At 42.6% G+C, this 24,867-nt stretch carries 26 protein-coding genes; 11 read left to right on the top strand and 15 right to left on the bottom strand.

The features are described 5' to 3' along the window. The first annotated feature begins 216 nt into the window (after positions 1-216). Positions 217-1,206 carry a glycine--tRNA ligase subunit alpha gene (gene glyQ, locus AC4MCD_RS12800; RefSeq protein WP_005232423.1) on the top strand — a complete coding sequence of 330 codons (990 nt, stop codon included), beginning with the start codon at positions 217-219 and terminating at the stop codon, positions 1,204-1,206. Continuing rightward, the gene (gene glyS, locus AC4MCD_RS12805) at positions 1,206-3,275 is read left to right on the top strand and encodes a glycine--tRNA ligase subunit beta (RefSeq protein ID WP_491876229.1); all 2,070 of its coding nucleotides are present in this window, start codon (positions 1,206-1,208) and stop codon (positions 3,273-3,275) included. The genes glyQ and glyS overlap by 1 nt, the downstream gene beginning before the upstream one ends. A gap of 61 nt (positions 3,276-3,336) precedes the next feature. On the opposite strand, the gene AC4MCD_RS12810 is transcribed toward glyS, so the two are convergent. Further along, the gene (locus tag AC4MCD_RS12810) at positions 3,337-3,534 is read right to left on the bottom strand and encodes a hypothetical protein (RefSeq protein WP_312309718.1); all 198 of its coding nucleotides are present in this window, start codon (positions 3,532-3,534) and stop codon (positions 3,337-3,339) included. Between the two features lie 216 nt (positions 3,535-3,750). Here AC4MCD_RS12810 and AC4MCD_RS12815 point away from each other — a divergent pair, with 216 nt between their 5' ends. From AC4MCD_RS12815 to AC4MCD_RS12830, 4 genes are all read left to right on the top strand, one after another. Next, entirely contained in the window at positions 3,751-4,839 is a 1,089-nt protein-coding gene (locus tag AC4MCD_RS12815; RefSeq protein ID WP_416656243.1) for a YaaC family protein, read from the top strand. 88 nt (positions 4,840-4,927) lie between these two features. Then, positions 4,928-5,317, top strand: a complete 390-nt coding sequence (locus AC4MCD_RS12820) for a hypothetical protein (RefSeq protein ID WP_125278836.1) — start codon at positions 4,928-4,930, stop codon at positions 5,315-5,317. Positions 5,318-5,571: 254 nt separating this feature from the next. Beyond that, entirely contained in the window at positions 5,572-6,051 is a 480-nt protein-coding gene (locus AC4MCD_RS12825) for a hypothetical protein (protein ID WP_491876230.1), read from the top strand. A 192-nt stretch (positions 6,052-6,243) separates the two neighbouring features. Continuing rightward, entirely contained in the window at positions 6,244-6,675 is a 432-nt protein-coding gene (locus AC4MCD_RS12830) for a hypothetical protein (protein ID WP_491876231.1), read from the top strand. A 38-nt stretch (positions 6,676-6,713) separates the two neighbouring features. Here the strand turns inward: AC4MCD_RS12830 and AC4MCD_RS12835 are convergent, their stop codons facing one another. The 3 genes from AC4MCD_RS12835 to AC4MCD_RS12845 all read right to left on the bottom strand — a co-directional run bounded on the left by AC4MCD_RS12835 (position 6,714) and on the right by AC4MCD_RS12845 (position 9,347). Then, positions 6,714-7,667 carry a 2-hydroxyacid dehydrogenase gene (locus AC4MCD_RS12835; RefSeq protein ID WP_491876232.1) on the bottom strand — a complete coding sequence of 318 codons (954 nt, stop codon included), beginning with the start codon at positions 7,665-7,667 and terminating at the stop codon, positions 6,714-6,716. A gap of 92 nt (positions 7,668-7,759) precedes the next feature. After that, on the bottom strand, positions 7,760-7,954 hold the full coding sequence (locus AC4MCD_RS12840; protein ID WP_491876233.1) for a hypothetical protein: 195 nt from the start codon (positions 7,952-7,954) through the stop codon (positions 7,760-7,762). Positions 7,955-8,075: 121 nt separating this feature from the next. Further along, positions 8,076-9,347, bottom strand: a complete 1,272-nt coding sequence (locus AC4MCD_RS12845; RefSeq protein ID WP_491876234.1) for a hypothetical protein — start codon at positions 9,345-9,347, stop codon at positions 8,076-8,078. A gap of 113 nt (positions 9,348-9,460) precedes the next feature. Here AC4MCD_RS12845 and AC4MCD_RS12850 point away from each other — a divergent pair, with 113 nt between their 5' ends. Beyond that, on the top strand, positions 9,461-10,237 hold the full coding sequence (locus AC4MCD_RS12850) for a class I SAM-dependent methyltransferase (RefSeq protein WP_491876235.1): 777 nt from the start codon (positions 9,461-9,463) through the stop codon (positions 10,235-10,237). A gap of 15 nt (positions 10,238-10,252) precedes the next feature. Beyond that, on the top strand, positions 10,253-10,831 hold the full coding sequence (locus AC4MCD_RS12855; protein WP_419363788.1) for a hypothetical protein: 579 nt from the start codon (positions 10,253-10,255) through the stop codon (positions 10,829-10,831). 83 nt (positions 10,832-10,914) lie between these two features. On the opposite strand, the gene AC4MCD_RS12860 is transcribed toward AC4MCD_RS12855, so the two are convergent. Then, on the bottom strand, positions 10,915-12,117 hold the full coding sequence (locus AC4MCD_RS12860) for a TIGR03862 family flavoprotein (RefSeq protein ID WP_491876236.1): 1,203 nt from the start codon (positions 12,115-12,117) through the stop codon (positions 10,915-10,917). A gap of 3 nt (positions 12,118-12,120) precedes the next feature. Continuing rightward, positions 12,121-12,765: a class I SAM-dependent methyltransferase gene (locus AC4MCD_RS12865; protein ID WP_291358307.1), complete on the bottom strand. Its 645-nt coding sequence runs from the start codon at positions 12,763-12,765 to the stop codon at positions 12,121-12,123. 84 nt (positions 12,766-12,849) lie between these two features. Here AC4MCD_RS12865 and AC4MCD_RS12870 point away from each other — a divergent pair, with 84 nt between their 5' ends. Then, positions 12,850-13,026, top strand: coding sequence for a DNA gyrase inhibitor YacG (locus AC4MCD_RS12870; protein ID WP_419363792.1), 177 nt, complete (start codon positions 12,850-12,852; stop codon positions 13,024-13,026). A gap of 154 nt (positions 13,027-13,180) precedes the next feature. Further along, a complete protein-coding gene (locus AC4MCD_RS12875) occupies positions 13,181-13,363 on the top strand; it encodes a hypothetical protein (protein ID WP_340835383.1) in 183 nt (60 codons plus the stop codon). A 32-nt stretch (positions 13,364-13,395) separates the two neighbouring features. Here the strand turns inward: AC4MCD_RS12875 and AC4MCD_RS12880 are convergent, their stop codons facing one another. From AC4MCD_RS12880 to AC4MCD_RS12900, 5 genes are all read right to left on the bottom strand, one after another. Continuing rightward, entirely contained in the window at positions 13,396-14,040 is a 645-nt protein-coding gene (locus tag AC4MCD_RS12880; RefSeq protein ID WP_491876237.1) for an MBL fold metallo-hydrolase, read from the bottom strand. A gap of 21 nt (positions 14,041-14,061) precedes the next feature. Further along, positions 14,062-15,075 (bottom strand): ferrochelatase, encoded by a 1,014-nt coding sequence (hemH, locus tag AC4MCD_RS12885; RefSeq protein ID WP_491876238.1) that lies wholly within the window; start codon positions 15,073-15,075, stop codon positions 14,062-14,064. Positions 15,076-15,140: 65 nt separating this feature from the next. Continuing rightward, a complete protein-coding gene (locus tag AC4MCD_RS12890; protein WP_491876239.1) occupies positions 15,141-16,169 on the bottom strand; it encodes a DUF4062 domain-containing protein in 1,029 nt (342 codons plus the stop codon). Between the two features lie 115 nt (positions 16,170-16,284). Further along, a complete protein-coding gene (gene murI, locus AC4MCD_RS12895; RefSeq protein WP_491876240.1) occupies positions 16,285-17,163 on the bottom strand; it encodes a glutamate racemase in 879 nt (292 codons plus the stop codon). A gap of 49 nt (positions 17,164-17,212) precedes the next feature. Then, positions 17,213-17,824 carry a DUF1285 domain-containing protein gene (locus tag AC4MCD_RS12900; protein ID WP_291358305.1) on the bottom strand — a complete coding sequence of 204 codons (612 nt, stop codon included), beginning with the start codon at positions 17,822-17,824 and terminating at the stop codon, positions 17,213-17,215. A gap of 187 nt (positions 17,825-18,011) precedes the next feature. Here AC4MCD_RS12900 and AC4MCD_RS12905 point away from each other — a divergent pair, with 187 nt between their 5' ends. Next, a complete protein-coding gene (locus AC4MCD_RS12905) occupies positions 18,012-19,724 on the top strand; it encodes an electron transfer flavoprotein-ubiquinone oxidoreductase (protein WP_005232462.1) in 1,713 nt (570 codons plus the stop codon). Between the two features lie 109 nt (positions 19,725-19,833). Here AC4MCD_RS12905 and AC4MCD_RS12910 read toward each other — a convergent pair whose 3' ends face one another. The 4 genes from AC4MCD_RS12910 to tusA all read right to left on the bottom strand — a co-directional run bounded on the left by AC4MCD_RS12910 (position 19,834) and on the right by tusA (position 24,675). Then, on the bottom strand, positions 19,834-20,262 hold the full coding sequence (locus tag AC4MCD_RS12910) for a hypothetical protein (RefSeq protein WP_491876241.1): 429 nt from the start codon (positions 20,260-20,262) through the stop codon (positions 19,834-19,836). 18 nt (positions 20,263-20,280) lie between these two features. Next, complete coding sequence (locus AC4MCD_RS12915; protein WP_491876242.1) at positions 20,281-21,399, bottom strand: hypothetical protein; 1,119 nt, start codon at positions 21,397-21,399, stop codon at positions 20,281-20,283. Next, complete coding sequence (locus AC4MCD_RS12920; protein ID WP_491876243.1) at positions 21,396-24,167, bottom strand: type VI secretion system Vgr family protein; 2,772 nt, start codon at positions 24,165-24,167, stop codon at positions 21,396-21,398. The genes AC4MCD_RS12915 and AC4MCD_RS12920 overlap by 4 nt, the downstream gene beginning before the upstream one ends. Positions 24,168-24,414: 247 nt before the next feature. Further along, on the bottom strand, positions 24,415-24,675 hold the full coding sequence (tusA, locus tag AC4MCD_RS12925; RefSeq protein WP_004781744.1) for a sulfurtransferase TusA: 261 nt from the start codon (positions 24,673-24,675) through the stop codon (positions 24,415-24,417). Positions 24,676-24,867 lie beyond the last annotated feature (192 nt).

The following is a 24,867-nucleotide window of genomic DNA, read 5'->3' on the forward strand; positions in this document are numbered from 1 at the left end:
TGAACAGGATGCTATACATCTGATTTATTCCTGATTTTTAGATCTCACTCCATTGCTATTCCAGCATAAAATTGCAGCAAAGCCGCGCAATATCTGGCATGAATAAAGACCATTTTAATTTTTTCCAAAATATTTTCAGCGTATTAACCCTTTGCCACTCCCCTGTAAAATCCTTATAATCAAGCACAATTTTTCTCTAATTTTAAGTGGATGACCATGAGTCGCGCCATATCGCATATTGATACCTTCCAAGGCTTAATTCTTGCCTTACAAAACTACTGGGCGGAGCAAGGCTGCGTTGTGTTACAGCCTTACGACATGGAAATGGGTGCAGGGACATTCCACACTGCAACATTCCTTCGTGCGCTAGGTCCTGAAACCTGGAATGCCGCTTATGTTCAGCCATCACGCCGTCCTAAAGATGGCCGTTATGGTGAGAATCCGAACCGTCTGCAACATTATTACCAGTTCCAAGTTGTGCTTAAGCCAAATCCGGACAATATCCAGCAGTTGTACCTGGATTCTTTAAAAGCAATCGGTATTGATCCTTTAGTTCACGACATCCGTTTCGTGGAAGATAACTGGGAATCTCCAACACTGGGCGCTTGGGGTCTAGGCTGGGAAGTTTGGCTGAACGGTATGGAAGTGACTCAGTTCACTTACTTCCAGCAAGTCGGTGGTGTTGAATGTTACCCGGTAACAGGTGAAATCACTTACGGTCTGGAACGTCTGGCCATGTACCTGCAAGGTGTAGACTCGGTTTACGATCTGGTTTGGACCAAAGGTCAGTTTGGTACTGTGACTTATGGCGATGTGTTCCATCAAAACGAAGTAGAACAATCGACTTATAACTTCGAATATGCACCAGTAGAAAAAATGTTCGAACTGTTCGATTTCTACGAAGCTGAAGCAACGCGTTTAATCGAAGCTGAACTGCCACTGCCAGCTTATGAGCAAGTAATTAAAGCATCACACAGCTTTAACCTGCTGGATGCGCGTGGCGCGATTTCCGTGACTGAACGTCAGCGTTATATCCTGCGTGTGCGTACTCTGGCACGTTCAATTGCGACCAGCTATGTGGCTGCACGTGCGAAACTTGGTTTCCCAATGGCAGAACCTCACCTACGTGACGAAGTCCTGGCTCAGCTTAAAGCTCAAGTAGAAGCAGAAGCGGCTCAAGCAGAAAAATCAGCGGAGAACAAATAATGTCTAAACATACAGTTTTATTTGAACTTGGCTGTGAAGAACTTCCACCAAAAAGCCTGAAAAAATTACGTGACGCTTTAAAAGCTGAAACTGAAAAAGGCTTAAAAGATGCGGGTCTGGCTTTCGACGCAATCGAAGCTTATGCCGCGCCACGTCGTCTGGCACTTAAAATCGTAAATGTTGATGCAGCTCAGGCCGATACGCAAAAACGTTTTGACGGCCCTGCTGTTCAAGCGGCTTATGATGCTGAAGGCAAACCGACCAAAGCGCTTGAAGGCTTTATGCGCGGTCAAGGCATTACGGTTGATCAGGTTTCTACTTTCCAGGCCGGTAAAGTTGAAAAAGTCTGCTACCTGAAAGACGTGAAAGGCCAAAGTCTGGACGTTTTACTGCCACAAATTCTGCAACATGCTCTGGATCAATTGCCAATCGCAAAACGTATGCGTTCTGCTGCTAGCCGTACTGAATTTGTTCGTCCGGTGAAATGGGTGGTGTTGTTAAAAGATAGCAATGTGATTGATGCAACCATTCAGGATCACAAAGCAGGCAACGTGACTTATGGTCACCGTTTCCATGCGCCTGAAGCGATTATCCTAGCCAATGCAGATGTTTATCTGGATGCCCTTCGCGCTGCGAAAGTAATTGCTTCTTTTGAAGAACGTCAGGCGATCATCGACCAGCAAGTCAAAGCACTGGCTGATGAAGTGAATGCGATTGCCATTGTTCCTGCTGATCTGCGTGACGAAGTAACGGCTCTTGTTGAATGGCCTGTAGCTTTACGTGCCAGCTTCGAAGAACGCTTCCTTGCCGTTCCTCAAGAAGCGCTGATCACTACGATGCAGGACAACCAGAAGTACTTCTGCTTGGTAAATGCTGAAAACAAATTACAGCCTTACTTCATTACCGTTTCAAATATTGAGTCTAAAGATCCGACTCAAATTATTGAAGGTAACGAGAAAGTGGTTCGTCCGCGTCTGTCAGATGCAGAATTCTTCTTCCTGCAAGACCAGAAACAGCCACTGGCTTCTCGTAAAGAGAAACTGGCAAACATGGTATTCCAGGCACAACTGGGTACTTTGTGGAACAAGTCTGAACGTATTGCCAAACTGGCTGTCGCACTTGCGCCGATTACAGGTGCAAAAGCTGAAGATGCTGAAAAAGCGGCTCTTCTTGCTAAATGCGACTTAACTTCTGAGTTGGTGGGTGAATTCCCAGAACTTCAAGGCATCGCGGGTACTTACTACGCCCGTCTTGAAGGTGAAAATGATGAAGTGGCTGAATCTTTAGGTGAGCAGTATTTACCTAAATTCGCAGGTGACGTTCTGCCTAAAACCAAAACGGGTACAACGATTGCGCTTGCTGACCGTCTAGATACTTTAACTGGTATTTTCGGTATTGGTCAGGCACCTACAGGTTCTAAAGACCCATTTGCGCTACGTCGTTCTGCCATTGGTATCCTGCGTCTGGTGACTGAAAATGAGCTTGATGTTTCAATCGAAGACCTGATCAAGCTGGCTTTAGCTGCTTATGGCGATGTATTAAAAGACCACGACAAGACTTTGGCAAATGCAGTTGCATTCCTTGAAGGACGTTACCGTGCGAAATACGAAGACCAAGGCGTTGATGTTGACGTAATCCAGGCTGTTCAAGCGTTGTCACCAAAATCTCCGCTTGATTTTGACAAGCGTGTAAATGCGGTAAATCACTTCCGTGCATTGCCTGAAGCTGCTGCACTTGCTGCGGCGAACAAGCGTGTGGCGAATATTCTGGCTAAAGAAGCTGCGCCTGAAGGTGCTGTGGTTGAAGCAAATCTGGTGGAAGATGCTGAAAAAGCATTATTCGCTGAACTTGCGAAAATCGCACCAGTGGTTGAGCCACTATTTGCTTCTAAAGATTACACTGCTGCGTTATCTGCATTGGCTGCCCTGCGTGCACCAGTTGATGCGTTCTTTGACGGCGTAATGGTGATGGCGGATGATGCTAACCTGAAAGCAAACCGTTTACGTCTGCTTGCTCAACTACGTGATCTGTTCACTAAAGTTGCAGATATTTCAGTGCTTCAACACTAAGTTCTGATTCATTAAAAAACCCGCTTTAGAGCGGGTTTTTTATTATGGTGGTAATAATTTCTTATTCATCCTTATCCTGATTTTTATTGTCCTTAATATCAAATGTTCCACCTATTAGTAGTGCGAAGAATACAAAAATAAATAGGATAAAAAAGCCCATGACGAATAATGGTCCTAATGGGATAACACCATCGGCATGCGTAATGATAGGTAAGGAAAGCAACAAAGATGCTGCAAAAAATTGAGTAAAACTTTTCATATTTTTCTTTCTAGTTTTTTATATTTTGATTCTACCCTAAGGTTAATCATGCCTTGAGATAGAATATTTTTCACATAGGCTTATTATTATTTTTCTATAGAGTTAAAAATTTTTATCAAGATTCTGATGTCTCAGTATCTCATCATCAACTTTTATTTGCTTGAAATTTAAACAAAACCTCGCTATAAGTGAGTAGGTTTTTATTTTTGAGTAAATATGAGTAAACAACTTGAAAAAGGCGAAATTGCTTTATTTAAATATAATAAACTAAGATTTTCTTTCGCCAATTTAAGAGCTGGAGATCAACAAATACTAACAAGTGATCCTTGGTCTTTAATTAATTCACATCTGCAACAAAAAATTTCAAGAAGCAGAGGCGATAATAAAATTTTCTTAGAGCGTTCCTTATATTTCTCATCTCTTGCTGAATCTTTTTATAAAGCCGCTAATAGTATTCTTTTACCTACTCGAGCTACATTACTCTATTATGGAATGCTTAATCTCGTAAAATGCTTTCTATCCTTTAATAAAATTGAATTAGAAACCGTACATGAACATCATGGTTTAAACTTACCTCTTGGCACAGATTACACTATTCAGGTAAAACCAAAATCTAATGAAGGAGTAAATATATTTGCTACTTTCTCAGAAATTCTAGGCAAAAAGATTACTCAACCTTTTAATATTAATTTTCGTCAAGCAGTAACTAATATTCCAGAAATTCACAGCCTTTGCCATAGCTTAGAATTAATAAACAAGAGGAAACTCCTACCCATCCACATCGAAATATTAACTAATCATGAACATAATAAATTATTTACAGAAGTAATTATCGAGAATGAGCAAAAAACAAAAGTCGATATAGGTAAATTTCTGAAAAATAAAAGACTAAACTATTTCAAAGATGGTTTTCCACGTGAAGGAAAAATAGTATATCGATCAAAATCTCGTAAGCCGTATACGAAAGAAAATATTAATACGATTTATCAGAATATCTTAAAAGAATATTGCAAATTTGATATTGCACCAATTCTTACAAATACAGGGTATCGTTATTACGTTGATTTAAAAACAGCCGAGTTACCGCATTTATCATATACGTTACTATGTATGTTTTATTTAGGAACAGTGGCCAGATATAGACCAAATGAAGCTAATGAATTATTACAAGGCACATTGAGACCAGTAGTAAGTGAGTTTGTAAATATTTCGCCTAACCAGTTTCTCTACCAATTATGTTCTATTCTATTAGAAAAAGAATGTGTTATGCCCTTTTCTTCAATCACACCAATGAGCACTATCTAATTGAAACAAGTACTGTTAAAGATACTATAGGCATATCCCTATATATTTCATATACTCACCCTAACAACACTCAACAAGAAAGAAGCGCATGAAATTTCAAACACTCATTATGACGACTCTTGCGGGTATCGCACTTACAGCATGTACATCTCAACCGACCATTCCACAGCTGGAACTGGGTGTATTACAGGAAGTACAAAATCTCGAAGTTATTCCAGAAACAACCAACAATAAGGCGAAACTGACCAAGTTCCTCGACAAATGCGTGATTGAATTTACTGGCGACATCGGCAACAACCGTTCAGTTGAACAATGGTCATTTAAAGGCATGACCCTGATTGATGCCGGCTCAGCAACTTTCCAGCGCGACGGAACCAGCACCGCACAAAAATTTGACCTGCATGATGCGGCGGTACAAAAGAACTTTGTGACCCTGCGCAATCATTTTGCTAAAGATGCCCTGACTCAATGTGACTAAATAAACTCAATGTGACTAAATAAATTGCCCTGTTTTTATGATGAAAATGGGGCTATTTATTTGAATGAATAGAAATTTAATCTTTCTTCTGATTTGACCTAATTTTTCTTCCTCTTAAAAATTATAAAATCCTCGCATCAAACTACGCTGAACCTATACTCTCTTCACAGCTTATTCATTGTTTTTGGCTGATTATCCGTTACACTGAAAACCAAACTCAGACCGCTCTTTGACGAATTCGAGGTCGATCCATAATGAATATCAAAACCCCAATTATTTTAACGACAGCTTTAATGTTCTGCGCACCTGTATTTGCACAGACCGAAACCACTCAGACCAACAAACCGATTGCACCTTATGGTGAGAATCCGAACCTGCTGCATGTGTTTGCCTATAAAGCACAGGAAGGCGTTATCAATACCGCTGAAAAAGTAGGTGAAGTCACTGAAAAAGGCATTGCCAAAATCAAACCGGGTGTAGACCGTGCCTGGGGCAATACCAAGTCTGCGGCATCAGATACCATCCAGAAAGTAGATCAGGGTGCGACTCAGGCAGCACAGCAAACGGGTCAGAAAATTCAGCAGACCCGTGAAGTCTGGCGCAGCAATTCACAACAGACGCCAATCGTGCAACAGCCTTTGAGTCAGCCATCTACCGCAACTCAAAATTCATCGGTATCACAATCCCAATCAAGTTCCGGTACAGCAACCAGTTATGCAGTAGATGATCTTTAAATCATCGCATTGAAAAAAGCCCATTACGGGCTTTTTTTTAAGCATTGAAGATAGTTGAGTCTTTCTTTAGACTGAACTCAAGTAAAATCATGAGAAGATAATAAAAATGAAAAAAATCTCCTCAGCTTTATCGCCGGCATTCTGTGTGGCGTAGCTATTCTATACATCACTTTACTGGTTTCAGGTGAAACCGTGACCTCAATTGCTGCGATTGATGACGAATTATCCTCCATCCCGAGCCTGTCTAGTGCCGCCTCTTATAACCATAAAACCGAAGGCGAAAAAATCCAGCATATAGAACACTTGGAGGAAGCTGAATTTAAGCCCGCCTCTGGCAATAATGCCGACCTGTATCGGATCAAGGATATGTGTAAATTAAGAATCGGGGTTCAGGGAGATGACATTTATAGTTATCGAACAGCTTATTTTTCGCAGAATCATCTGATCTATATGTTTGAAACCCATTATCGAACATCTTATGACAAGCGTCCCGATGAACGAGTCCCCGAATTTAAGCGGGTCTATCAGGAGATTATATTTAACCCCCGGTCTGCACTGGTTCAGAGTGAATTTTTAAAACTATTAGATAAATACATTACGCCAGAAAACCGAAAAAAATGCTGATCGAATTTGATCAGCATTTTGTTTTTATTTAATAATTTTTAATTTACCTGACGGATGGGCTGACCCTGCTTAAAGGCTTCTACATTTTCCACCATCTGATCCACAATGCGTTGACGGGCATCAACGCTGCCCCAGGCATTGTGCGGTGTGACAATCAGGTTGGGAATTGAGGCATCGAGCAATACATTGCCCTCTTTCGGTGGCTCAACAGTAAGCACATCCGTCGCAGCACCGGCAATTTTGCCTTCGCGTAAGGCCTGAGCCAATGCCTGTTCATCGACGATTCCGCCACGTGCACAGTTAATTAAAAATGCACTTGGTTTCATCGCGTCCAATTCGGCATGACTGATTAAATGACGGGTATCTTCCGTTAAAGGGCAATGCAAGCTTAAAAAATCCACTTGTGGCAATAACTCTGCAAATGGAATACGAGAGTCATCTGCTGGACGGTTGGGCAAAGCTGCAATCAGTACTTTCATGCCAAAGGCTTCTGCCAGTCTGGCAACTGCATGGCCCAGCTCGCCATAACCAACAATACCTAAGGTCTTGCCTGCCAGCTCCACAATAGGTGCACCCAATAGACAGAACTGGCTGGCTTTTTGCCATTCACCCTGCTGTACTGCACGCTGATAGGTTAAAAATGAAGTGGCCAGATTGAGCATCAGCATCAGGGTATGTTGAGCGACGGCAGAGGTGCCATAAGCCTGACAGTTACACACCACAATACCACGTGCCTTGGCCGCAGCCAGATCGACATTATTGGTGCCTGTGGCAGAAATCAGGATCAGTTTCAGTTGAGGGCATTGCTGGATAGTTGCCGCGTCAATCATGACTTTATTGGTAATAATGACATCGACATCGGCTACACGAGACTGAATCTCAGCAGCCGATGTGGCCGGGTATAAGACCAGCTGGTCAAATACTGCATGAAGTGCCTGAAAGTCCAAATCCTGTTGGTCTAAAGAAGCATAATCTAAATAAGCGGCTTTCATGGCTTTACCCTCAACCTTGTTTGACAATTTATTTTGATTGCCATTTAAAACAAGTCCTGCAGGGTTTTCAAGCAACTTACTGTCAGAAGTGGTTAATCTACAGGCTTATCAATATGGTTACGCAGAGAACGGCGCACCTTATAAATCACATATACACTCAGAAAGATCAGAAAAATAAGAGAAGAACTGAGCAAGATCACTGCAGGATGCACACTTTCTGCGTGTGCAAAATTAGGCAGCATCAGTCCAAGAATAAAACAAATACTTGAAACGCGTATGGATTGCATATATTTACTCCCTTGTCATATAAACAATCGGGAGCGGTGTGACTATTTTTCATACCGCCTAAGACCATATTAGGCTTTAGCAAACATAAGTCAAATATTTGTTTTTTAGAAAAATTTTTCGTTAGTTCATTTCACTTCGTGTCACAAACTGTGTATTTTTGTCACTTGCGTCAACGAAACCGGAAGCGCCGTATTCATCTGTATGCAAATTCAGATGCTTATAGCTGAACATATAAAAATCAGCATAGCGTTTCATGATAATCGGATGCATGCCTACATTTAATTCGTCCTGTTCCTTGACCAGTTTCATGATATGCCGGTCATTCATTACCACCAGATAGCGCTCATCATTCAGATTGATGGTCAGCAAGCCATTACCTTTGGCATAAATTGGAATCAGGAATTTATGGTTCAGTGCAATCGCATCACCGGTATAGCTTTCGATCTTGTTGCTGATGACGTTAAAGACCAGTGCATGTCCATAGGCATCCAGCAATAACTGACGCTTTTCCTGCGGCAAATTAACGTGAATCCCAAGCTTGAGCAGATCCTGCTGATCCACCTGTTTATTACTCAGCAATTCACGCAAAATCACCTGTTTCTGGGCTGCATCAAAAAATTGAGTATCCAGCAGCAGATCATTATTTTTCAGGATACGCCCTAAAGCAAAACGATGCCTCGGCAAGATATTCTCAATTACCTTGCGATAATAGAACTTGCTGTTTTTCTTGACCCGACGCATTTTCTGGTAGAAATAACTTTCATCATATTCATGCAATAAAAAGTCATACAGCAGCTCGGAGCTGGCCAGAACAGCGATGGCGTCATGGCCGGTAAATGGCAGATGCAGTACATGATGCTGCGGAAGTACGGCTTCCAGTTTCAGGTAATGTGCCCGGTCTTCGGTGCAATACGGATCATAAACCAGAATATATTCCCGTTCCGGACTGACATCTTCTGCCTCAATCCGCATGCCTTCATTCAGCTCAGGCTGGTAAAACATGTTGTAGCGGGCATCTTCGACATCTTCCGGATCAATCGAATATTGCGGCACCATCGCGACCACTCGCTGAACATTCAGAAGATTGGAATATTTAATCGCCGCATAACCGCCCATGGATCCACCATAGGCAATGCGCTGCTGAAACGGCGCAATCAGCTCGGCAATGGCTTGCAACATGTTCCACATGGAACTTTTTGGAAACCAGGATTTATGTTTGGGCATGATTCCCAAAACATTAAATTCAAATTTCGCTAATGATTTTTCGGCATTGATGCTCAAGCCCTTGGCACGGGTAATCAAATCTCCAAATGAAAAAATCAATTCTGAAGATGACCCCGGCATAAAAATTGTGCGTATATGCTCATCTTCAAAAACAATCTGCTTATCCATAACTTTCCCGTGCTGGTGAATCTAACTTTTCGGCAACAATTCACTCAATGAATAGGGCCGAAAAAGTGAATATGCTATTTTATATCGATGAAAAAGATTAAAAAGCGCAAAATATGACACAATCACTGCATCCTGCAGCTCAACAGGGGTTTAGTGCAGCGGCTGAGCTTTATCAGCAGGTACGCCCTGACTATCCGGCAGATCTTAGCCCATGGCTTGCCGAGACACTGTCATTGCCTGTAGATGCAGATCTTGTCGATTTGGGAACAGGAACAGGTAAATTTATTCCCTATTTGCGCCCACTCAGCAGCCACATCACCGCTATTGATCCTGTTCCTGAGATGCTGGCCCAGTTAAAACTGGCACATCCGGATATTCATATCCTCGAAGGGATGAGCCACCAGCTTCCCCTGCCCGATCATAGCGTGAATGCCGTGTTTTGTGCACAGTCATTTCACTGGTTTTCCAATCTTGAGACCTTAAAGGAGCTGGATCGGGTACTTAAACCTCAAGGCTTTCTGGTACTGGTCTGGAACCAACGAGATATTACAGTCGACTGGGTCAAAGCCCTGGCAGATTGCATTGCACCACTGGAAGGTGATACGCCACGCTATCATAGTGGTGCCTGGCGTGAGGTATTTGAAGAACAGAATCTCTTTCAGCCTTATGCTGAAACGCAAATGCGCCAGCTACAGCATGGCCCTGTCGAACAGGTGGTTTCCAAACGCTTATTGTCGACCAGCTTTATTGCCGCACTACCAAAAGAACAGCAACAGCAGCTCAAGCAGCAATTCGAACAAATTATCAAAAACTATACGGACAAGGGTGCAGAAGATATGATTAATTTCCCTTATATCACCTATGTTTATGTATTCAAGAAAAATAATTAGGAACAGGATTCAATCATGCACACGATTCAATTGATGTCACGAACTGCACTTTTCACTGCCGCCATGTTTTTGATGGCCTGTGACCAGAAAAGTTCACAATCTGTAGAACAGCAGGCAACGGAAGACTCTGCATCAGAGGAAATCATGCAGGAATTGAAAACTGGACCCGTGAAAAACTTCCCTAAAACAGAAGATGATTCACATGATATCGCTGCCTTAAATGACTATGAAGAACGTTTCCAGGAAATGAGCGCGGATCTGGAAGCTGAACTCAATGGCATGCGCAATGATGACAATCTGACTCCGGAATTTGTCCAGCAACGTCAACGTGATCATGTCCAGTCTTCGCTAAATATGCTCAAAGATCTGGAGCTGAAAACTGAACAGGGCCGTTATATTCAGGGTTTGATGTATCAATACTGGGAACATCAGGAAAAATTGGTGAATAGTCCGAAATCTCAGGCCACTACCGTAAATGAAGCCAGTGAAAATGTAAAAGGTCTGGGCAAATATCTACATGCCCAGGAGCAGTTAGAACGCTGGCGTTCGCAATATCCAGAGATGACCACCGCAAATAAAGCCCCAGCACAATAAATAATACATTTCAGGAAGCAGACACTTCCTGAAATTTTATATACAGTCCTAAGATTTAACTTTCACTTTCTGAAGAATGCGTATTATTGAGCTTGAGCCAGATAGTGCTGCACCCCTTCTGCGGCTGCACGTCCAGTGGCAAAACAGGCTGTCAGCAAATAACCACCCGTAGGCGCATCCCAGTCCAGCATTTCACCACATAAGAACACATGTGGATTGGATTTAAGCTGAAGCTGCTCTGACAGAACCTCGCGTTTAACGCCACCTGCACAGCTAATCGCTTCCTGTATAGGACGGAAACCGGTTAAAGGAATTTTCAATTGCTTAATCTGCTGTGCTAATTCAGGAGCATTTTGCCAAAGCGGTTTTGGCACCAGTTCACGCACCAGAGCAGCTTTTGCACCATCCAGACCTGCTTTCCGCCAGATATTATTTAAAGATTGCTTTTTACTTGGCTGTAATTTTTTAGCTAATTGTTCTACGGTTTGATCCGGAAAAAGATCCAGATTCAGCTGCATCGGCTGGCCCTGTTTCAGCTGTTGACGCAGTCCCCGACCCTGTTTATAGATCAGACCACTTTCCAGACCATAGTGACTGATCACAATATCACCCTTAGTCTTGTCGCCACCCTCACCCCAAGCTTCGACCCGTTTTAAGGGCTGGCCAAAGATCGGCTGCATAAACTTGGACCATGGATATTCCACACCCGCATTACTGGCTTGGAAAGGTTCAATCTCGCTGCAATCAAGCCATGCTTGCCATTTCCCATCACTGCCGAGTTTTGACCACGACACTGCACCACAAGCCAAAACAATCGCATCAAAGTTTTCTGTGAATGCGCAATCATTTTTTAAATCATGAATCTGTAGCTGATGATTTTTTAGATCTAGAATTTGATGGCGATAATGAAATTGGATGCCATGCTCAGTTAAGCGTTTTAACCAGACACGCAATAGTGGAGCGGCTTTCATTTCTGTAGGAAAGACCCGACCTGAGGAACCGATATAAGGTTCAATGCCAAGATCTCTCATCCAGTTTTGAATCCATATGGCATCCCAGCGTTTGATCCAAGGCTCTAACCAGTCCACTTGATCATAACGTTGCACAAACTGTTCGACTGGCTCGGCATGGGAAATATTTAGACCGGTTTTCCCAGCCATCAGAAATTTGCGTGCAGCCGAAGGCTTCTGTTCAAAAACATGCACCTCATAATCAGACTGGCTCAGTACCTCTGCAGCCATCAAGCCTGCCGGGCCAGCACCTACAATTGCAATGCGCTTCGTCATAGCTTATTCCGCCGAACTCGCATTCTGCCCTTGTAGCGGCTGAAACTCATCAAAACGCGTTGTATAGCCTTCCGGCTTGCTAATAATCAATTGCTGGCACAACTCACCACGTTCTAGATATTTAATTTCAAAATGAGTTCTTGCCGAGTCCTGACCAATGACTTCTTTAACGAAAGGCAGTTTCCACAGATTTTGAACCTGCTGCTCTGCCTCCTCAATATATTCAGGAATATTACTCGCCAAAGTAATCGTGCCACCAGTTTTTAAACGCGATAATAAAAACTCAAAAAATGGCATATTCAGCCAGCGCTGTGCCGGGTTATGCGGCTCAGGGTTCGGATACAAAATAAAGAATTGTTCGACTTGTGCTGGATAGAGTGCATGCACAATCCACGGCAAGGCATCGGCATGAACCGTTTGTAAATTCGGCTGTCCTTCCAGCGCATGCTGTTTTTGCATAGCTAAAAATTTTTCTCGAGTTCGCTCGATCGCAATCAGCTTGCTGTTCGGATTGGTCTGAGTAAAGAGCAAAGCATGTTTACCTTTGCCCGCACCGATTTCCACACAAACCGGTTCAGAACTGATACTTTGGAAATCACGAGGCGCATGCATACGCTGTGCTTGAAATTGACGAATCGACATAATCAGATCAAACTAATAAAAACTGTATAAGTCTAACAAGTGCAGTTATATTTGCCTAATCGAAGCTTTATTTTTCTAGGGAGTGCGCTGATGTCGACCACTTTAAAATGTCCACGCTGTGGCAAACTGACCACTTGGGAAAATAATGAATTTCGTCCTTTCTGCTCGGAGCGCTGCAAAATGCTTGATCTAGGCGCTTGGGCCAGTGAGGAATATAAATTGCCGACCCAAGATGCTCCAGCGGCTGAATCTTCTGAAGAAGACTGAACCTTTTAAAATATCCTATCGCCTTAAGCATATCCTAAATAATCACATGATTTTTATAAAAGGCCTGTAGAAAACCAACACAAGTTAACAGTACATATGCCAGTTTAATACTATGTTCTTACGCAGAAATATCACATTATTTTAGAGCAAGAATATGGGCTACATTATTCTAAAGATCATTTTAATTGGGGTAGGAATACTTGCGATATTGTCATTAGGAATAGGCATTTTTCAACAGGATGGCTTATTTATTGTCGTTGGAGTTCTGCTTGCCATTATGACCTGGCTGATCTATGCACAAACCCGCCAGTCTTTGAATAATCCTTTTAGCAAATAAAAAGACCAGCTAGGCTGATCTTTTTACCTACTTTAACCCGCTTTTCCCGCAACGAAAGGGTTATGCTGCTTTTCAAAACCAATATTGCTGATCGGACCATGTCCTGAAATAAACCGAGTTTCATCCGGCAGACTAAAACATTCGCGCTGGATTGAATCGAGTAGCTGTTGGTGATCGCCACGTGGGAAATCTGTCCGTCCAATTGAGCCTTTAAACAGTACATCCCCTGTCCATAACAAAGCATGATTCTTGTTATAAAACATTACATGACCTGGAGTATGGCCTGGGGCAAAACGTACTTCAAACTCTTCATCACCCAGCTTGAGAACTTCTCCGCCCTCCAGCCATTGCGTGACTTCTACTTTTTCCGGAATCGGAAAACCGTAACGGGCAGACACTTCCTGAATCATATCCAGCCAGAATGCATCGTCCTTATGCGGACCAATCACCGGCACATCCCAAACGTTTTTTAAAGCACCAACTGCTCCAGCATGATCGAGATGACCATGAGTCAGCCATAAAGCCTTGACTGTTAAGCCCAGTGCTTCTACTTCCGCTTTTAATTTTTCAGGTTCGCCCCCTGCATCAATCAAAACAGCCTCTTTACTGTCACTATCCCAAAGAATCGAGCAATTTTGCTGAAATGCAGTCACAGGAACAATTTTGACTTGTAACATAGGATAAGAAACCTCAAAAAATTAATAGGCAAGCGTCTGGTTCAATGCTTCAAGATTAGCCTGTAACAGCGTATTGAGCAATTGCACATGATCCTCACGATTGTTCAAAGCCGGAATATAACTGTAACTTTCCCCGCCATTGGCCTTGAAGGTCTCCCCATTTTCCATCGCCAGCTCTTCCAGTGTTTCCAGACAGTCAGCCGAAAAAGCCGGACTCATCACCTGAATTGATTTCACGCCCTGTTTGCCCCACTCTTCAATCAGAGCATCGGTATAAGGCTTGACCCACTCCTGTTTACCAAACCGGGACTGGAAACTAATTGCATATTGATCTTCAGATAGACCTAAAGCTTCTGCAACCAATTTGCCTGTGATTCGGCAACGATCTGCATAGGGATCACCTTTATCGGCATAGGGCTGTGGAATACCATGAAATGACATCAACAGTTTTTCCGGCTGCCCATGAATCGCCTGATAATCCCGAACACTTTGCGCCAGTGACTGAATAAATAAAGGGTGTTGATAATAATCGCGGATAATCGACAAACCAGGTAAATTGCGCTGTTTCAGCACCCATTTTGCGACTGCATCATACAGAGGCGCGGTAGAGGTCGCTGAATACTGGGGAAATAATGGAAACAGAATAATGTGATCTTGGGGTTGAGCCGAAATCTGATCAAGGACAGCCTGAATATTGGGATTGCCATAGGTCATGGCAGGCACCACATTCAGTTCAAATTGCGGATATTGTTCAATGAGCTTGGCCTTTACTTGACTCACCTGCTGCAGCAGAATCTCACGCATCGGTGAATCCTGACCCCAGACCTGTGCATAGGCACGGGAAACCCGCTTGGGACGGAACGGTAAAATAAATAAACGCAGGATGAGTTGCCAGATCGGCTTGGGAATTTCAATGACACGCTGATCAGATAAAAACTGCTTCAGGAAATCGCGTACTGCCGGCACAGTCGGTGCATCAGGTGTGCCTAAATTTGCCAATATAATCGTAACTTTCGGTTTAGCTGTAGAAAACATGCAGTACGCCCGTCGTGGTATCAACCCGCTTACTTTAACAGCTTTTTACTTATTCTCTATATGGATTAATACACTGACTTATATTGAAAAGTACGATCTTTATCCAGCAAGTTACTGTCCAGCAGTTTCTGTGCCTTAGATGTAATCTGCCAAAGCAGACGCTGGCGGTCATCACGGCCCGACGGTACAATCCAGTCGTTCTGGCGCATTTGCAATTTCAGGCTATGTAGGGCACGGATATTAATCTGGGCACGGGCTACAGCATGTGCACGCGGCATTTCCGCTCGTGCATCTTCCAGACCGGTTTCATTCAAATACTCATTCATACGCTTGGAGAAAAATTCCTCCGGCGTTGGATTAATGAAGGTAGAGCCAAGAATAGCCAGCAATTGTGCCCAGGTCAGTCTCTTCTGAACTTTCAGCTCTTTAAAGTTACCATCCTGATAAGCATGCATACGGTATTCGAAAGAGAAAACTTCATGCATAGACACTTTCGGTAAGCTCAGGAAAGGGTCTACTTCACGCGTACCGCCATCTCGTTCCAGTTGGGCCACTTTGGCTTTGAGCTGGTCAATCTCGTCATGCAAGGCTTGAGTATTCTGCGGACGTACCCAGCCACTTACCGGATAACGTTCCAGCATTTGCGGCATGTTCAAACGCACCGCCATTTCCAGATCGCGCAGGGTGCGATAGCAAAAGACCTGATCAGCTTCCTGCTGCAATAACTGACGAAATTCTTTAAATTTTTCCTGTAATTCAGGTTTGGTATCGTGCAATGAAGAATCACGTGAGGCCGGATCTTCATGCATAAACACAATAATCGGTTTCTGCTTGGTCACAGCGTAAATGTATTCCAGGTGCATATAACCCACACCGGAAACCGACTGCTCGCCATACTGGCTGCCCAGCAGAATCACCACATAATCACAGTCATCAATCTGGCGACGCGCAAATGCAGTATTTAAAGGAGTGCGTTGTTCCAGCCCCCAGGAAAAGAAACCCATGCCGACCAAAGTCTGTGACAAGATGATCCGCTCTGGCTGCATTTCTGCACCAGAGGTGGAGATAAACACCTGATAACGTTTATCGAGCATTGATTATCCTCTTTTACTGCACATTGATCTGGCCGGCTAAACCCTGCCCTGACACAATATGACGACCCCAGTATAAAAATATATCTTTGAAAATTATAAGATGAGTGACGGTCGCCTAGCTGACTTCTGTCTCCATATTACTGACCTGCCATTTAATATCGGCTTGAATCAGATGCCCTAAAATCGGCTGGAGCTGTTCAGCATTTTGACCACTAACCACAAGTCGGATTTTTAGACTGTCCTTGCACTCATGTTCAAATAATAACCCATTTTTGATCAAAATTCGGGCCGTTTGTCTCGCAACCGCGAATCCTGAGTCAATTAATGTCAGCTTTTGACCAAAAATATACTGAATTGACGATTTTAGGAAGGGGTAATGTGTACATCCTAGCACTAAATAATCAGCCCCCTGATCAACAACCGGTTGTAAAATCTGAGTTAATGTCGCCAGACACTCAGGACTCATCTGCTGACCGGCTTCTACAAAAGGCACCAGATCCAGACAGGTCACCGGAATTACTTTGACCTGTGCCGGCTCGGCAAAACGGGTCATGACATCCTTAATCAGCTGGCCACGAAAGGTTGCAGGTGTGGCCAGGACGGCCACCGTTTTGGATTGGGTATTAAGGACCGCAGGTTTGAGCGCTGGCACTAGTCCAATGATCGGAAAGTTTTCGCCGTAATGCTCACGTAAATAATCCAGACTAAATGCAGAAGCGGTATTACAGGCAACAACTGCAACTTTACAGCCTTCACGATACAGCCATTCAATCGCTCGCGCAGTCAGATCACGGATTTCCTGATCTTTACGGGGTCCATAAGGTACGTAAGCCGTGTCGGCATAATAGACAAAGCGTTCATTGGGCAAATACCGGGCAATTTCCAAAGCAACCGACAACCCTCCTACACCAGAATCAAAAATCCCAATAGGTGCATCAGCACTGGCTTTAGGCATGGGATCTACTAAGGGATAAATCGGTTGGATAGCGCTCATAACGTTGCTAGTTGCTTGTTTCAAATGACCTTGCGACAAAGCTTAAACCTCAGGTGCTTAAATGCAAGTCTAAATCACCACTTTTCAAGCTTAAAACCGTCTCTCCAGCAGCATTTTCACCAAGCTCGCCCATCTCCACCAGATGTAAAAAAGCAGCCCGCTGAATAAGCGCATTGATTCCAAAACGCACATGCACATAAGGGCGCAATTCATCCTGATACTGACGCATAAAAATAGGATGTTCGCTATCGACAATAATGATGTCCTGAGTCGTGGTGGTCAGTTGCAGGTAAGTCCTGCCTTCAATCTTGACCTGATCGACCTGATTTACAAACAGAGGTTCATCTTCGACCTCGATTTCAATCATTTCAACCGGCGTCTTTAGATAGAATTTTCCTTCTTCTTTCCAGAGTACCGTGGAAAACAGGTCTATCATCGGCTGACGCTTGATCAATTGACCTTCGTGCCACCATTCTCCATTGGCCAAAACCTTGAGATCCATTGCGCCACAATGCTTTGGCTGCCATTGATCCAAAGGCGGGATTGACCTTTTGTGACTGCCCTGTGCATCTTTTAAGTATTGTGCGATATCCATTAAATTTTTATCATCGCTAGAAGCTACTTTTTTCGTCGGATTTTTCTCGGGTGCTGACTTATTCATATAAAGAAGACCTTAATGACGGAAAAATAATATGTTTCAGCCAATTGGCTTAACCTGGGTTTAAAACTATACTAGCCCAGATGCTTAAAGACACTACTATTTTTGTGTCTAGGAATTCAGAACACTCATGGCAGCACCCAATCATCCGATTATGGTTGCCACCGAATAGAAATATGAGGAGTCCTACATGGAACACATCGAACGTGAATCGATGGAGTTTGACGTTGTGATCGTAGGTGCGGGTCCTGCCGGCCTGTCTGCTGCAATCAAGATCCGTCAACTTGCAATTGAAAACAATTTAAATGATCTGTCCGTTTGTGTCGTAGAAAAAGGCTCCGAAGTCGGTGCACATATTCTTTCGGGTGCTGTGCTTGAACCACGTGCCATGAACGAACTATTCCCGAACTGGAAAGAAGAAGGCGCGCCTTTAAATGTTCCTGTGACAGAAGATAAAACTTTCTTCCTTCTTTCAGATGAAAAATCACAAGAAGCCCCGCACTGGATGGTGCCGAAAACCATGCACAATGATGGCAACTATGTCATCTCTCTGGGCAACGTGGTGCGCTGGTTAGGCCAGAAAGCCGAAGAGCTGGAAGTATCGATCTTCCCGGGCTTTGCTGCTTCAGAAATTCTGTATCATGAAGATGGTACAGTGAAAGGTATCCAGACTGGTGACATGGGGATTGGCAAAGATGGTGAACCGACGCATAACTTTGCGCCAGGTTATGAGTTGCATGCCAAATACACCATCTTTGCAGAAGGCTGCCGTGGTCATTTAGGTAAACGCCTGATCCAGAAATTCAACCTGGATAAAGATGCTGATCCGCAACACTACGGTATCGGGATTAAAGAACTCTGGGAAATTGATCCAGCGAAACACAAACCAGGTCTGGTAATGCACGGTGCCGGCTGGCCTTTATCTGAAACCGGTTCGTCAGGTGGCTGGTGGTTATACCATGCTGAAAACAACCAGGTGACATTAGGCATGATCGTGGATCTGTCTTATGAAAATCCGCACATGTATCCATTCATGGAAATGCAGCGCTGGAAAACCCATCCACTGATCAAACAATATCTGGAAGGCGGTAAACGTATTTCTTATGGTGCGCGTGCCGTAACCAAAGGTGGTTTTAACTCTCTGCCGAAATTCACCTTCCCGGGTGGATCTTTAATTGGTGATGATGCAGGATTCCTGAACTTTGCCAAGATCAAAGGCTCACACACTGCCATGAAATCTGGCATGTTGTGTGGCGAAGCAGTCTTTGAAGCGATTGCGGCCGGTGTAGAAAAAGGCGGTGACCTGGCGATTGCGCGTGTGACCGAGGGTGAAGACTTCTTTGTAAAAGAACTGACATCTTATACAGACAAGTTCAACAATAGCTGGCTGAAAGAAGAGTTGTATAGCGCACGTAACTTTGGCCCAGCAATGCACAAGTTCGGTCAATGGATGGGTGGAGCGTTCAACTTCATCGACCAGAACGTATTTAAAGTGCCGTTCACGCTCCATGATTTAGTGCCAGACTTTAAAACTCTGAAAACGGTTGATGCAGTGAACTTCAAGCCGAACTATCCAAAACCGGATGGCAAGCTGACGTTTGACCGTCTGTCTTCTGTGTTTGTATCGAATACAGTCCATGAAGAAAACCAGCCAGCGCACTTAAAGTTAACTGATGCTTCGATTCCGGTGGATGTGAACCTGCCGAAATGGGATGAGCCTGCACAGCGTTACTGCCCGGCGGGTGTGTATGAAATCATGGAAAATGATGACGGTTCGAAGCGCTTCCAGATCAATGCAGCGAACTGTGTACACTGCAAGACCTGTGACATCAAAGATCCATCTCAGAATATCACCTGGGTAACACCGGAAGGTGGCGGTGGTCCGAACTACCCGAATATGTAATGCTTAATTAGCTTGCATAAGCCTCTAAAATAATTAATTACTTTAGAGGCTTTTTATATTGATAAGATTATAAAATACGTGTCATTTAATTTTTTTGTGCAAGAAAAAATTAGCTTTCAATAGATTTAAATATTTTATCTGCATCATGGCGCTGCCAAATATGAAATAGGCTGTTATGGGTACAATTCATAGCTTTTAATATTTCTGCTTGGGTTTGAACTGAGTTGTAACCTTCTAATTTTTTATTAAGAACTTCAAAAAATAATTTATCTGTATTATTTAATTCATTCGGTATATCAATAATGTCTTTTATTGTTTGCACAGTCCAGATTGGTTGAGGGAGTAAATCTTCCTCATAAACCATAATAGATATCCTTACTATGTCTGTATAAGGTATTTTAATTATTACATCATCTATATTTACGCCCACAATCTGATCATGCTCTAGGCTAAAATTTTTAATTTTAGTTTTATAATTATTCGCATCTAAATTTTTATTAGCTTCTTTTCTTACTAACCTTTTAAAAAACTTAAACATATAGTCTACCTACTGGAATTAAAATAAAGTCCATTCTGTAAAAGCTTCTAATTCTTCATCATAAGCTTCAACTAATTTATATGCTCCATACCCTCCCGCTAGACCTCCAATTATTACCCCCACTGTTGAACATATGGGAGACCCGGGGCCACAAATTCCTCCTGCAATAGCACCACCCACAGCGCCAGCTACCACTCCTGAGCCTATGGTTGCGGCTTCTTTATAAAATTCCTTTTCTTTATTCTCAGCTGAAAAAATCTCATACCAAGCATAAGAAATTGAAATAACGACAATTACTCTGCCTAGTGGTTTCATATACTTTGCTGCTTTATCAAAGGTTCCATGGGAGGACCCTGATCCTTTAACTACACTATAAAAAACTTTATTTTTATCTGCTGTTGAAAGCGCCTGAAAATATGAATTTCTTGTACCTGTTGATGCTTTTACATAATGATCTAAGGTTTGTCTTGACTGATCTTTCAGTCTTTTCCATTTATCAGGATCTTTTAATTTCAATGCATAGTATTCTAAAAATTGATCTAAGCTTTTAGCTGCTATTTTTTCTTTTTGTGATACTGCTAACGCGATTGGAGAATTCTTTTTCCTAGTCTGTTCTAAGATATCATTTCTTAATGTATGAGCCTCTTTCGAAGCGTCTTTTACAGTCATTCTTCCATTTTCGACATCCTTTAAGTAATCATGACTCATTTTTTTAATTGCTTTCATATAAGCAATTCTTAAGGAGCTATCATGATCTAAAAAGTTATTACTAAAGTAAAGTGCTGTACTATGTAAGGCTTCAAGTGCTATTTCTAATTCATTTTTAACTTTAACAGGTACTTTATTTGATTCTGCTTGTTTTGTTGTACCTGTAGTTGATTTTAATTTATATATCGATTTATTAAATTCGCCATTTTCTAGTGCGGGAACACGCACTCTGGCAATTTTTGAATTATCTAAAATTAACTCTACAAAGATTAAATCTAATTTATTGCAATTATAGATTTTGGTACAACCATTCGGATCAATTTTTCCTCCATAACTTTTTTGAGTTGTTGTATTTAGTAAGGTATAGCTTAATTTTGATAAAAGGTCTTTATTATCACAGGATACCTTTAAACGAGCCGTATAAGTCATTTTTCTAACTCCGATATCTCTGCATCATATTTATGCACCATAACAGTATATTTTTCTTCCTTATTTTCTGAAGTAATTCTAATAATTCCATCTTTGGGAACCTCTCCTATTCGTACATTTCCCTTAGAATCGATAAGACTAAAATTTGGAGAGCTTTCTAATAATTTATTATTTATTTTATGTCGCACATCGAACTCTAAAATATAGGAACTATTATGTGAGGCAGGAAGATAGGGAATATCATGTATTACCTTTTCCCCTGATAAAAATTGATGCTGCCCTGCCTTCATCTCAAACTGACCACCCATCATCGACAAAATTCCGGCACTACTGATTTCAACTTGAGAACCGCCCGCAGTTAAAACAATTTCCTTCGCTGCTGTAATTTCGATCTGATCTTCAGTGGAGACAACTTTGATACCTTTACGCGCAATAACATCCATCCCATCATTTTGCGCCTGTAGTTCAACTTTGCCCTTTGCGGCATAAGCTCTTAAGCCTTGTTGAGCTGCAAACAGACTGACTTTAGAAGAGGCATGCCCAATAATATTTTTCTGCGAACTTAGGTTAATACTGTCCGCCGCCTGGTGGCTAATTTGACCCTCCGCAGACAAATAAATATCCTGCTGAGTACTCAGCGCAATGGAGTTTGGTGCTGTCAGAATCATGATTGCCTGTTTAAAGGCAGCTGCCTTGTCTTGATCTTGCTGTTCAATTTGCTCAATAAAGCTTTTTAAATTTTCAAAGATTTCAAGCGGATCAGTTTGCTGGTTTTTAGCAACATCACTTAGCGCCTGGCTCATCTGCAAGCCTGATTCAAGCTGGCTTTTCGCTGGTTCAGCATCCATATGTGAACCATCTGCAGCTTGCTGTTTATGAGCCGAAATCAATAACCCTTCACCTGCACGGACTGCACCCCATTGGTCAGTTCTAAGTTCAAAACCTTCACCCCGTCCTTCACTTTCCGCCTGTTCTTTCGGATGACTCAAGTTACCCAGATTGAGTTGACTGGCAGCTTGACTACTATGTAACTGTATACTGATCTGGCCAGTCGTATCATCAAAACGTAACTGGTTAAAGCCTTGCGCCTGTACTTTTTGCGAGCGAATACCACTGAGTTTTTTGGTGTCTGGTAGTTGTCCTTTTTGGTAAAACTTCGTCGGAGAACGTTGGCCTTCATGAATCCGACCTATCACAAAAGGCCGATCAATATTGCCATCGAAAAAGTCGACGACCACCATTTCACCAATGCGTGGCAAGAAACGGACCCCATAACCTATACCTGCCCACGGGGTCAGAACATCTACCCAGGCTGAATCTGTATCACTGTCATTGCTGCCTGCGCCACCATCGTGAGCATGATCATCCGAACGAGTGAACAGAAAACGGATTTTGATCCGCCCCCATTCATCCACATAAATCTCTTCATCTTCTGGCCCGACTACCTTGGCGCGTTGCAGATAGGCCTGTGGCCGCTGCAATAAAGGCTGATACTCAGGAACCAAGTGAATATGGCGACGTTGCAAGACTAGCTGGTTGGCCTGACGCTCACCTGCGTCCTTGGATTCTGTCATCTGCCAGCAGCTTTGCTGAATTAAAGCATGAACCTGCTCATTTAAGTCTTTAGGCAAATTATTCTGGTTATAAAATTTCTTAGAGATAATTAAAAATTCTTTGTCTACTTCTGGATGCTGATCTAGCCTGAACCAGTAGCCCACTTGGGCATCGCGTACCGTGGATGTTGCTAAAAATTGTTTGGCCTGTGCATCATAGAAATATTGCAAATTTTGGTTTATTTTGTCGATTTGTGCATCTGAGGCTGGGGTTGCCTGATCTTCATGCCTGAGATCAGTGACCCATGCCGGGCTGATGTTCCAGCCTTGTTCCAATGCCAGGCTGGCATTATCCTGAACCTGACTCTGCTGATGCTTACTTTGTATTGAACCTACACCTTCTTCCTGATTCAAGCGATCAGCATGCCAGCGCTGGATATGTACAGCAGTCGGCTGCAACTGTCGTTCTGCAATAAAACTGGTCATGCTATCTTCTTGTTCAGTCGCACTGGAACGATGGAAACGGATCGCCTTGCGGCTTAAAGCTTGGTAGTGGCTATTGTCATCAATTAATCTAAGCTTTTGCGCTGCAATCGGTGCAGATGAATGCACAACTATAAGCTCAGACTCATCAATCAGCCAGTTAATCCCCTCACTACGCCATAAACGGGTTAAAAATTCATAGTCGCTTTCATTCAACTGCATAGTAAAAGGACGCACATCATAAGTTTGCTGCAAACCGGATAAATCCAGCTTGAGTGCAGCCGCAAATAATGGACTCTTACGCTGCCATTCTTTGAATAAGATTTCAGTAATTTCTCGGACACTTTTGTCCATGAACACACGGCTATTACGGCGTTTATGCCATAGCGACGTTGCATCTTCCAGGGTGAGTTTATAAAGCGTTAATGCACCATCACTCTGTCCCTGAGTTGCTGCAGTAATAATTCCGGAACTGCGAAATAACTGTCCTTGATCCGTAACCTGATCTATTGCTACTTGAGTTCCAATAAATTCTTTAAGGGGAATCAAGGCATTGGTCGATACACAAATCAGTTCAATTTTTAGTCCCTGATTCAGGACATGTTGGCCATTAATACGTTGTAGAAAAACTTCAGAATTAAGTTTTTGAAGGGAAAACTGAACAAGCAAAGCTCGCTTCTGTGCACTAAGACCCAATTGCTCTAATACTTGAGCGATATGATTTTTTATCATTTTTAATTGTTATAAATATTTTTGCGGCATTATAGTGAATTATTTATATCCAGCCTAGGTTCATTGGTCTGGCCATGGTTCCGCTTCATCACTGTAATTCTGGAAGAAGCTTGAATATCAAAATTTTTATTTTCTGAAAGTCAGGCATTTCAAGCAGATCAAGTATTCAAAAAAAATATAGCTTTCTTTTAATTTTAATCTTTCAAAAATATGGGCAAATAAATCACTCATCTGCCCAAAAAATCTTTTAACCGCCTTTTTTCACCAGATAGTGGAACTCTTTATTGCCATTTTCATCCAGACGTTCTTCTTGGAGCAGCAGTTCATGTCCTAAATGCATACAGAATTTTGGAATATCCCAAGAGGTTGAATTATCCGTAGCAAAAACTTCAACTACATCACCAGCTTTAGACTTACGGATGGCTTGATGCAACATCATCACTGGCTCAGGGCAGCGTAATCCACGGGTATTCAATTGCAGGCTTGGCGTAATTTCGGCTTCAGACATCGACAGACTCAGGAATTCAAGATCAGCCTTATTTTAGCATAAAGCGACTCTCGCATTGCAGCCCGCGCTTTGAGCCAGTTCACAAAACCAGACTGACCCGCGAGATCAAGTCTGCGCAGCATAATTACAATAGACAAGCGTATTTTCTGCGGTATGATAAAATCACGTTTTTTTAGATATTAAGAGTCTTTA

This window comes from Acinetobacter sp. CAU_H_78, from assembly GCF_058599365.1.

Bases quoted from the DNA above. Each gene is read 5' to 3' on its own strand.
- glyQ (WP_005232423.1), top strand. From the start codon at position 217: ATGAGTCGCGCCATATCGCATATTGATACCTTCCAAGGCTTAATTCTT.
- glyS (WP_491876229.1), top strand. From the start codon at position 1,206: ATGTCTAAACATACAGTTTTATTTGAACTTGGCTGTGAAGAACTTCCA.
- AC4MCD_RS12810 (WP_312309718.1), bottom strand. From the start codon at position 3,534: ATGAAAAGTTTTACTCAATTTTTTGCAGCATCTTTGTTGCTTTCCTTA.
- AC4MCD_RS12815 (WP_416656243.1), top strand. From the start codon at position 3,751: ATGAGTAAACAACTTGAAAAAGGCGAAATTGCTTTATTTAAATATAAT.
- AC4MCD_RS12820 (WP_125278836.1), top strand. From the start codon at position 4,928: ATGAAATTTCAAACACTCATTATGACGACTCTTGCGGGTATCGCACTT.
- AC4MCD_RS12825 (WP_491876230.1), top strand. From the start codon at position 5,572: ATGAATATCAAAACCCCAATTATTTTAACGACAGCTTTAATGTTCTGC.
- AC4MCD_RS12835 (WP_491876232.1), bottom strand. From the start codon at position 7,667: ATGAAAGCCGCTTATTTAGATTATGCTTCTTTAGACCAACAGGATTTG.
- AC4MCD_RS12840 (WP_491876233.1), bottom strand. From the start codon at position 7,954: ATGCAATCCATACGCGTTTCAAGTATTTGTTTTATTCTTGGACTGATG.
- AC4MCD_RS12845 (WP_491876234.1), bottom strand. From the start codon at position 9,347: ATGGATAAGCAGATTGTTTTTGAAGATGAGCATATACGCACAATTTTT.
- AC4MCD_RS12850 (WP_491876235.1), top strand. From the start codon at position 9,461: ATGACACAATCACTGCATCCTGCAGCTCAACAGGGGTTTAGTGCAGCG.
- AC4MCD_RS12855 (WP_419363788.1), top strand. From the start codon at position 10,253: ATGCACACGATTCAATTGATGTCACGAACTGCACTTTTCACTGCCGCC.
- AC4MCD_RS12860 (WP_491876236.1), bottom strand. From the start codon at position 12,117: ATGACGAAGCGCATTGCAATTGTAGGTGCTGGCCCGGCAGGCTTGATG.
- AC4MCD_RS12870 (WP_419363792.1), top strand. From the start codon at position 12,850: ATGTCGACCACTTTAAAATGTCCACGCTGTGGCAAACTGACCACTTGG.
- AC4MCD_RS12875 (WP_340835383.1), top strand. From the start codon at position 13,181: ATGGGCTACATTATTCTAAAGATCATTTTAATTGGGGTAGGAATACTT.
- AC4MCD_RS12880 (WP_491876237.1), bottom strand. From the start codon at position 14,040: ATGTTACAAGTCAAAATTGTTCCTGTGACTGCATTTCAGCAAAATTGC.
- hemH (WP_491876238.1), bottom strand. From the start codon at position 15,075: ATGTTTTCTACAGCTAAACCGAAAGTTACGATTATATTGGCAAATTTA.
- AC4MCD_RS12890 (WP_491876239.1), bottom strand. From the start codon at position 16,169: ATGCTCGATAAACGTTATCAGGTGTTTATCTCCACCTCTGGTGCAGAA.
- murI (WP_491876240.1), bottom strand. From the start codon at position 17,163: ATGAGCGCTATCCAACCGATTTATCCCTTAGTAGATCCCATGCCTAAA.
- AC4MCD_RS12900 (WP_291358305.1), bottom strand. From the start codon at position 17,824: ATGAATAAGTCAGCACCCGAGAAAAATCCGACGAAAAAAGTAGCTTCT.
- AC4MCD_RS12905 (WP_005232462.1), top strand. From the start codon at position 18,012: ATGGAACACATCGAACGTGAATCGATGGAGTTTGACGTTGTGATCGTA.
- AC4MCD_RS12910 (WP_491876241.1), bottom strand. From the start codon at position 20,262: ATGTTTAAGTTTTTTAAAAGGTTAGTAAGAAAAGAAGCTAATAAAAAT.
- AC4MCD_RS12915 (WP_491876242.1), bottom strand. From the start codon at position 21,399: ATGACTTATACGGCTCGTTTAAAGGTATCCTGTGATAATAAAGACCTT.
- AC4MCD_RS12920 (WP_491876243.1), bottom strand. From the start codon at position 24,167: ATGATAAAAAATCATATCGCTCAAGTATTAGAGCAATTGGGTCTTAGT.
- tusA (WP_004781744.1), bottom strand. From the start codon at position 24,675: ATGTCTGAAGCCGAAATTACGCCAAGCCTGCAATTGAATACCCGTGGA.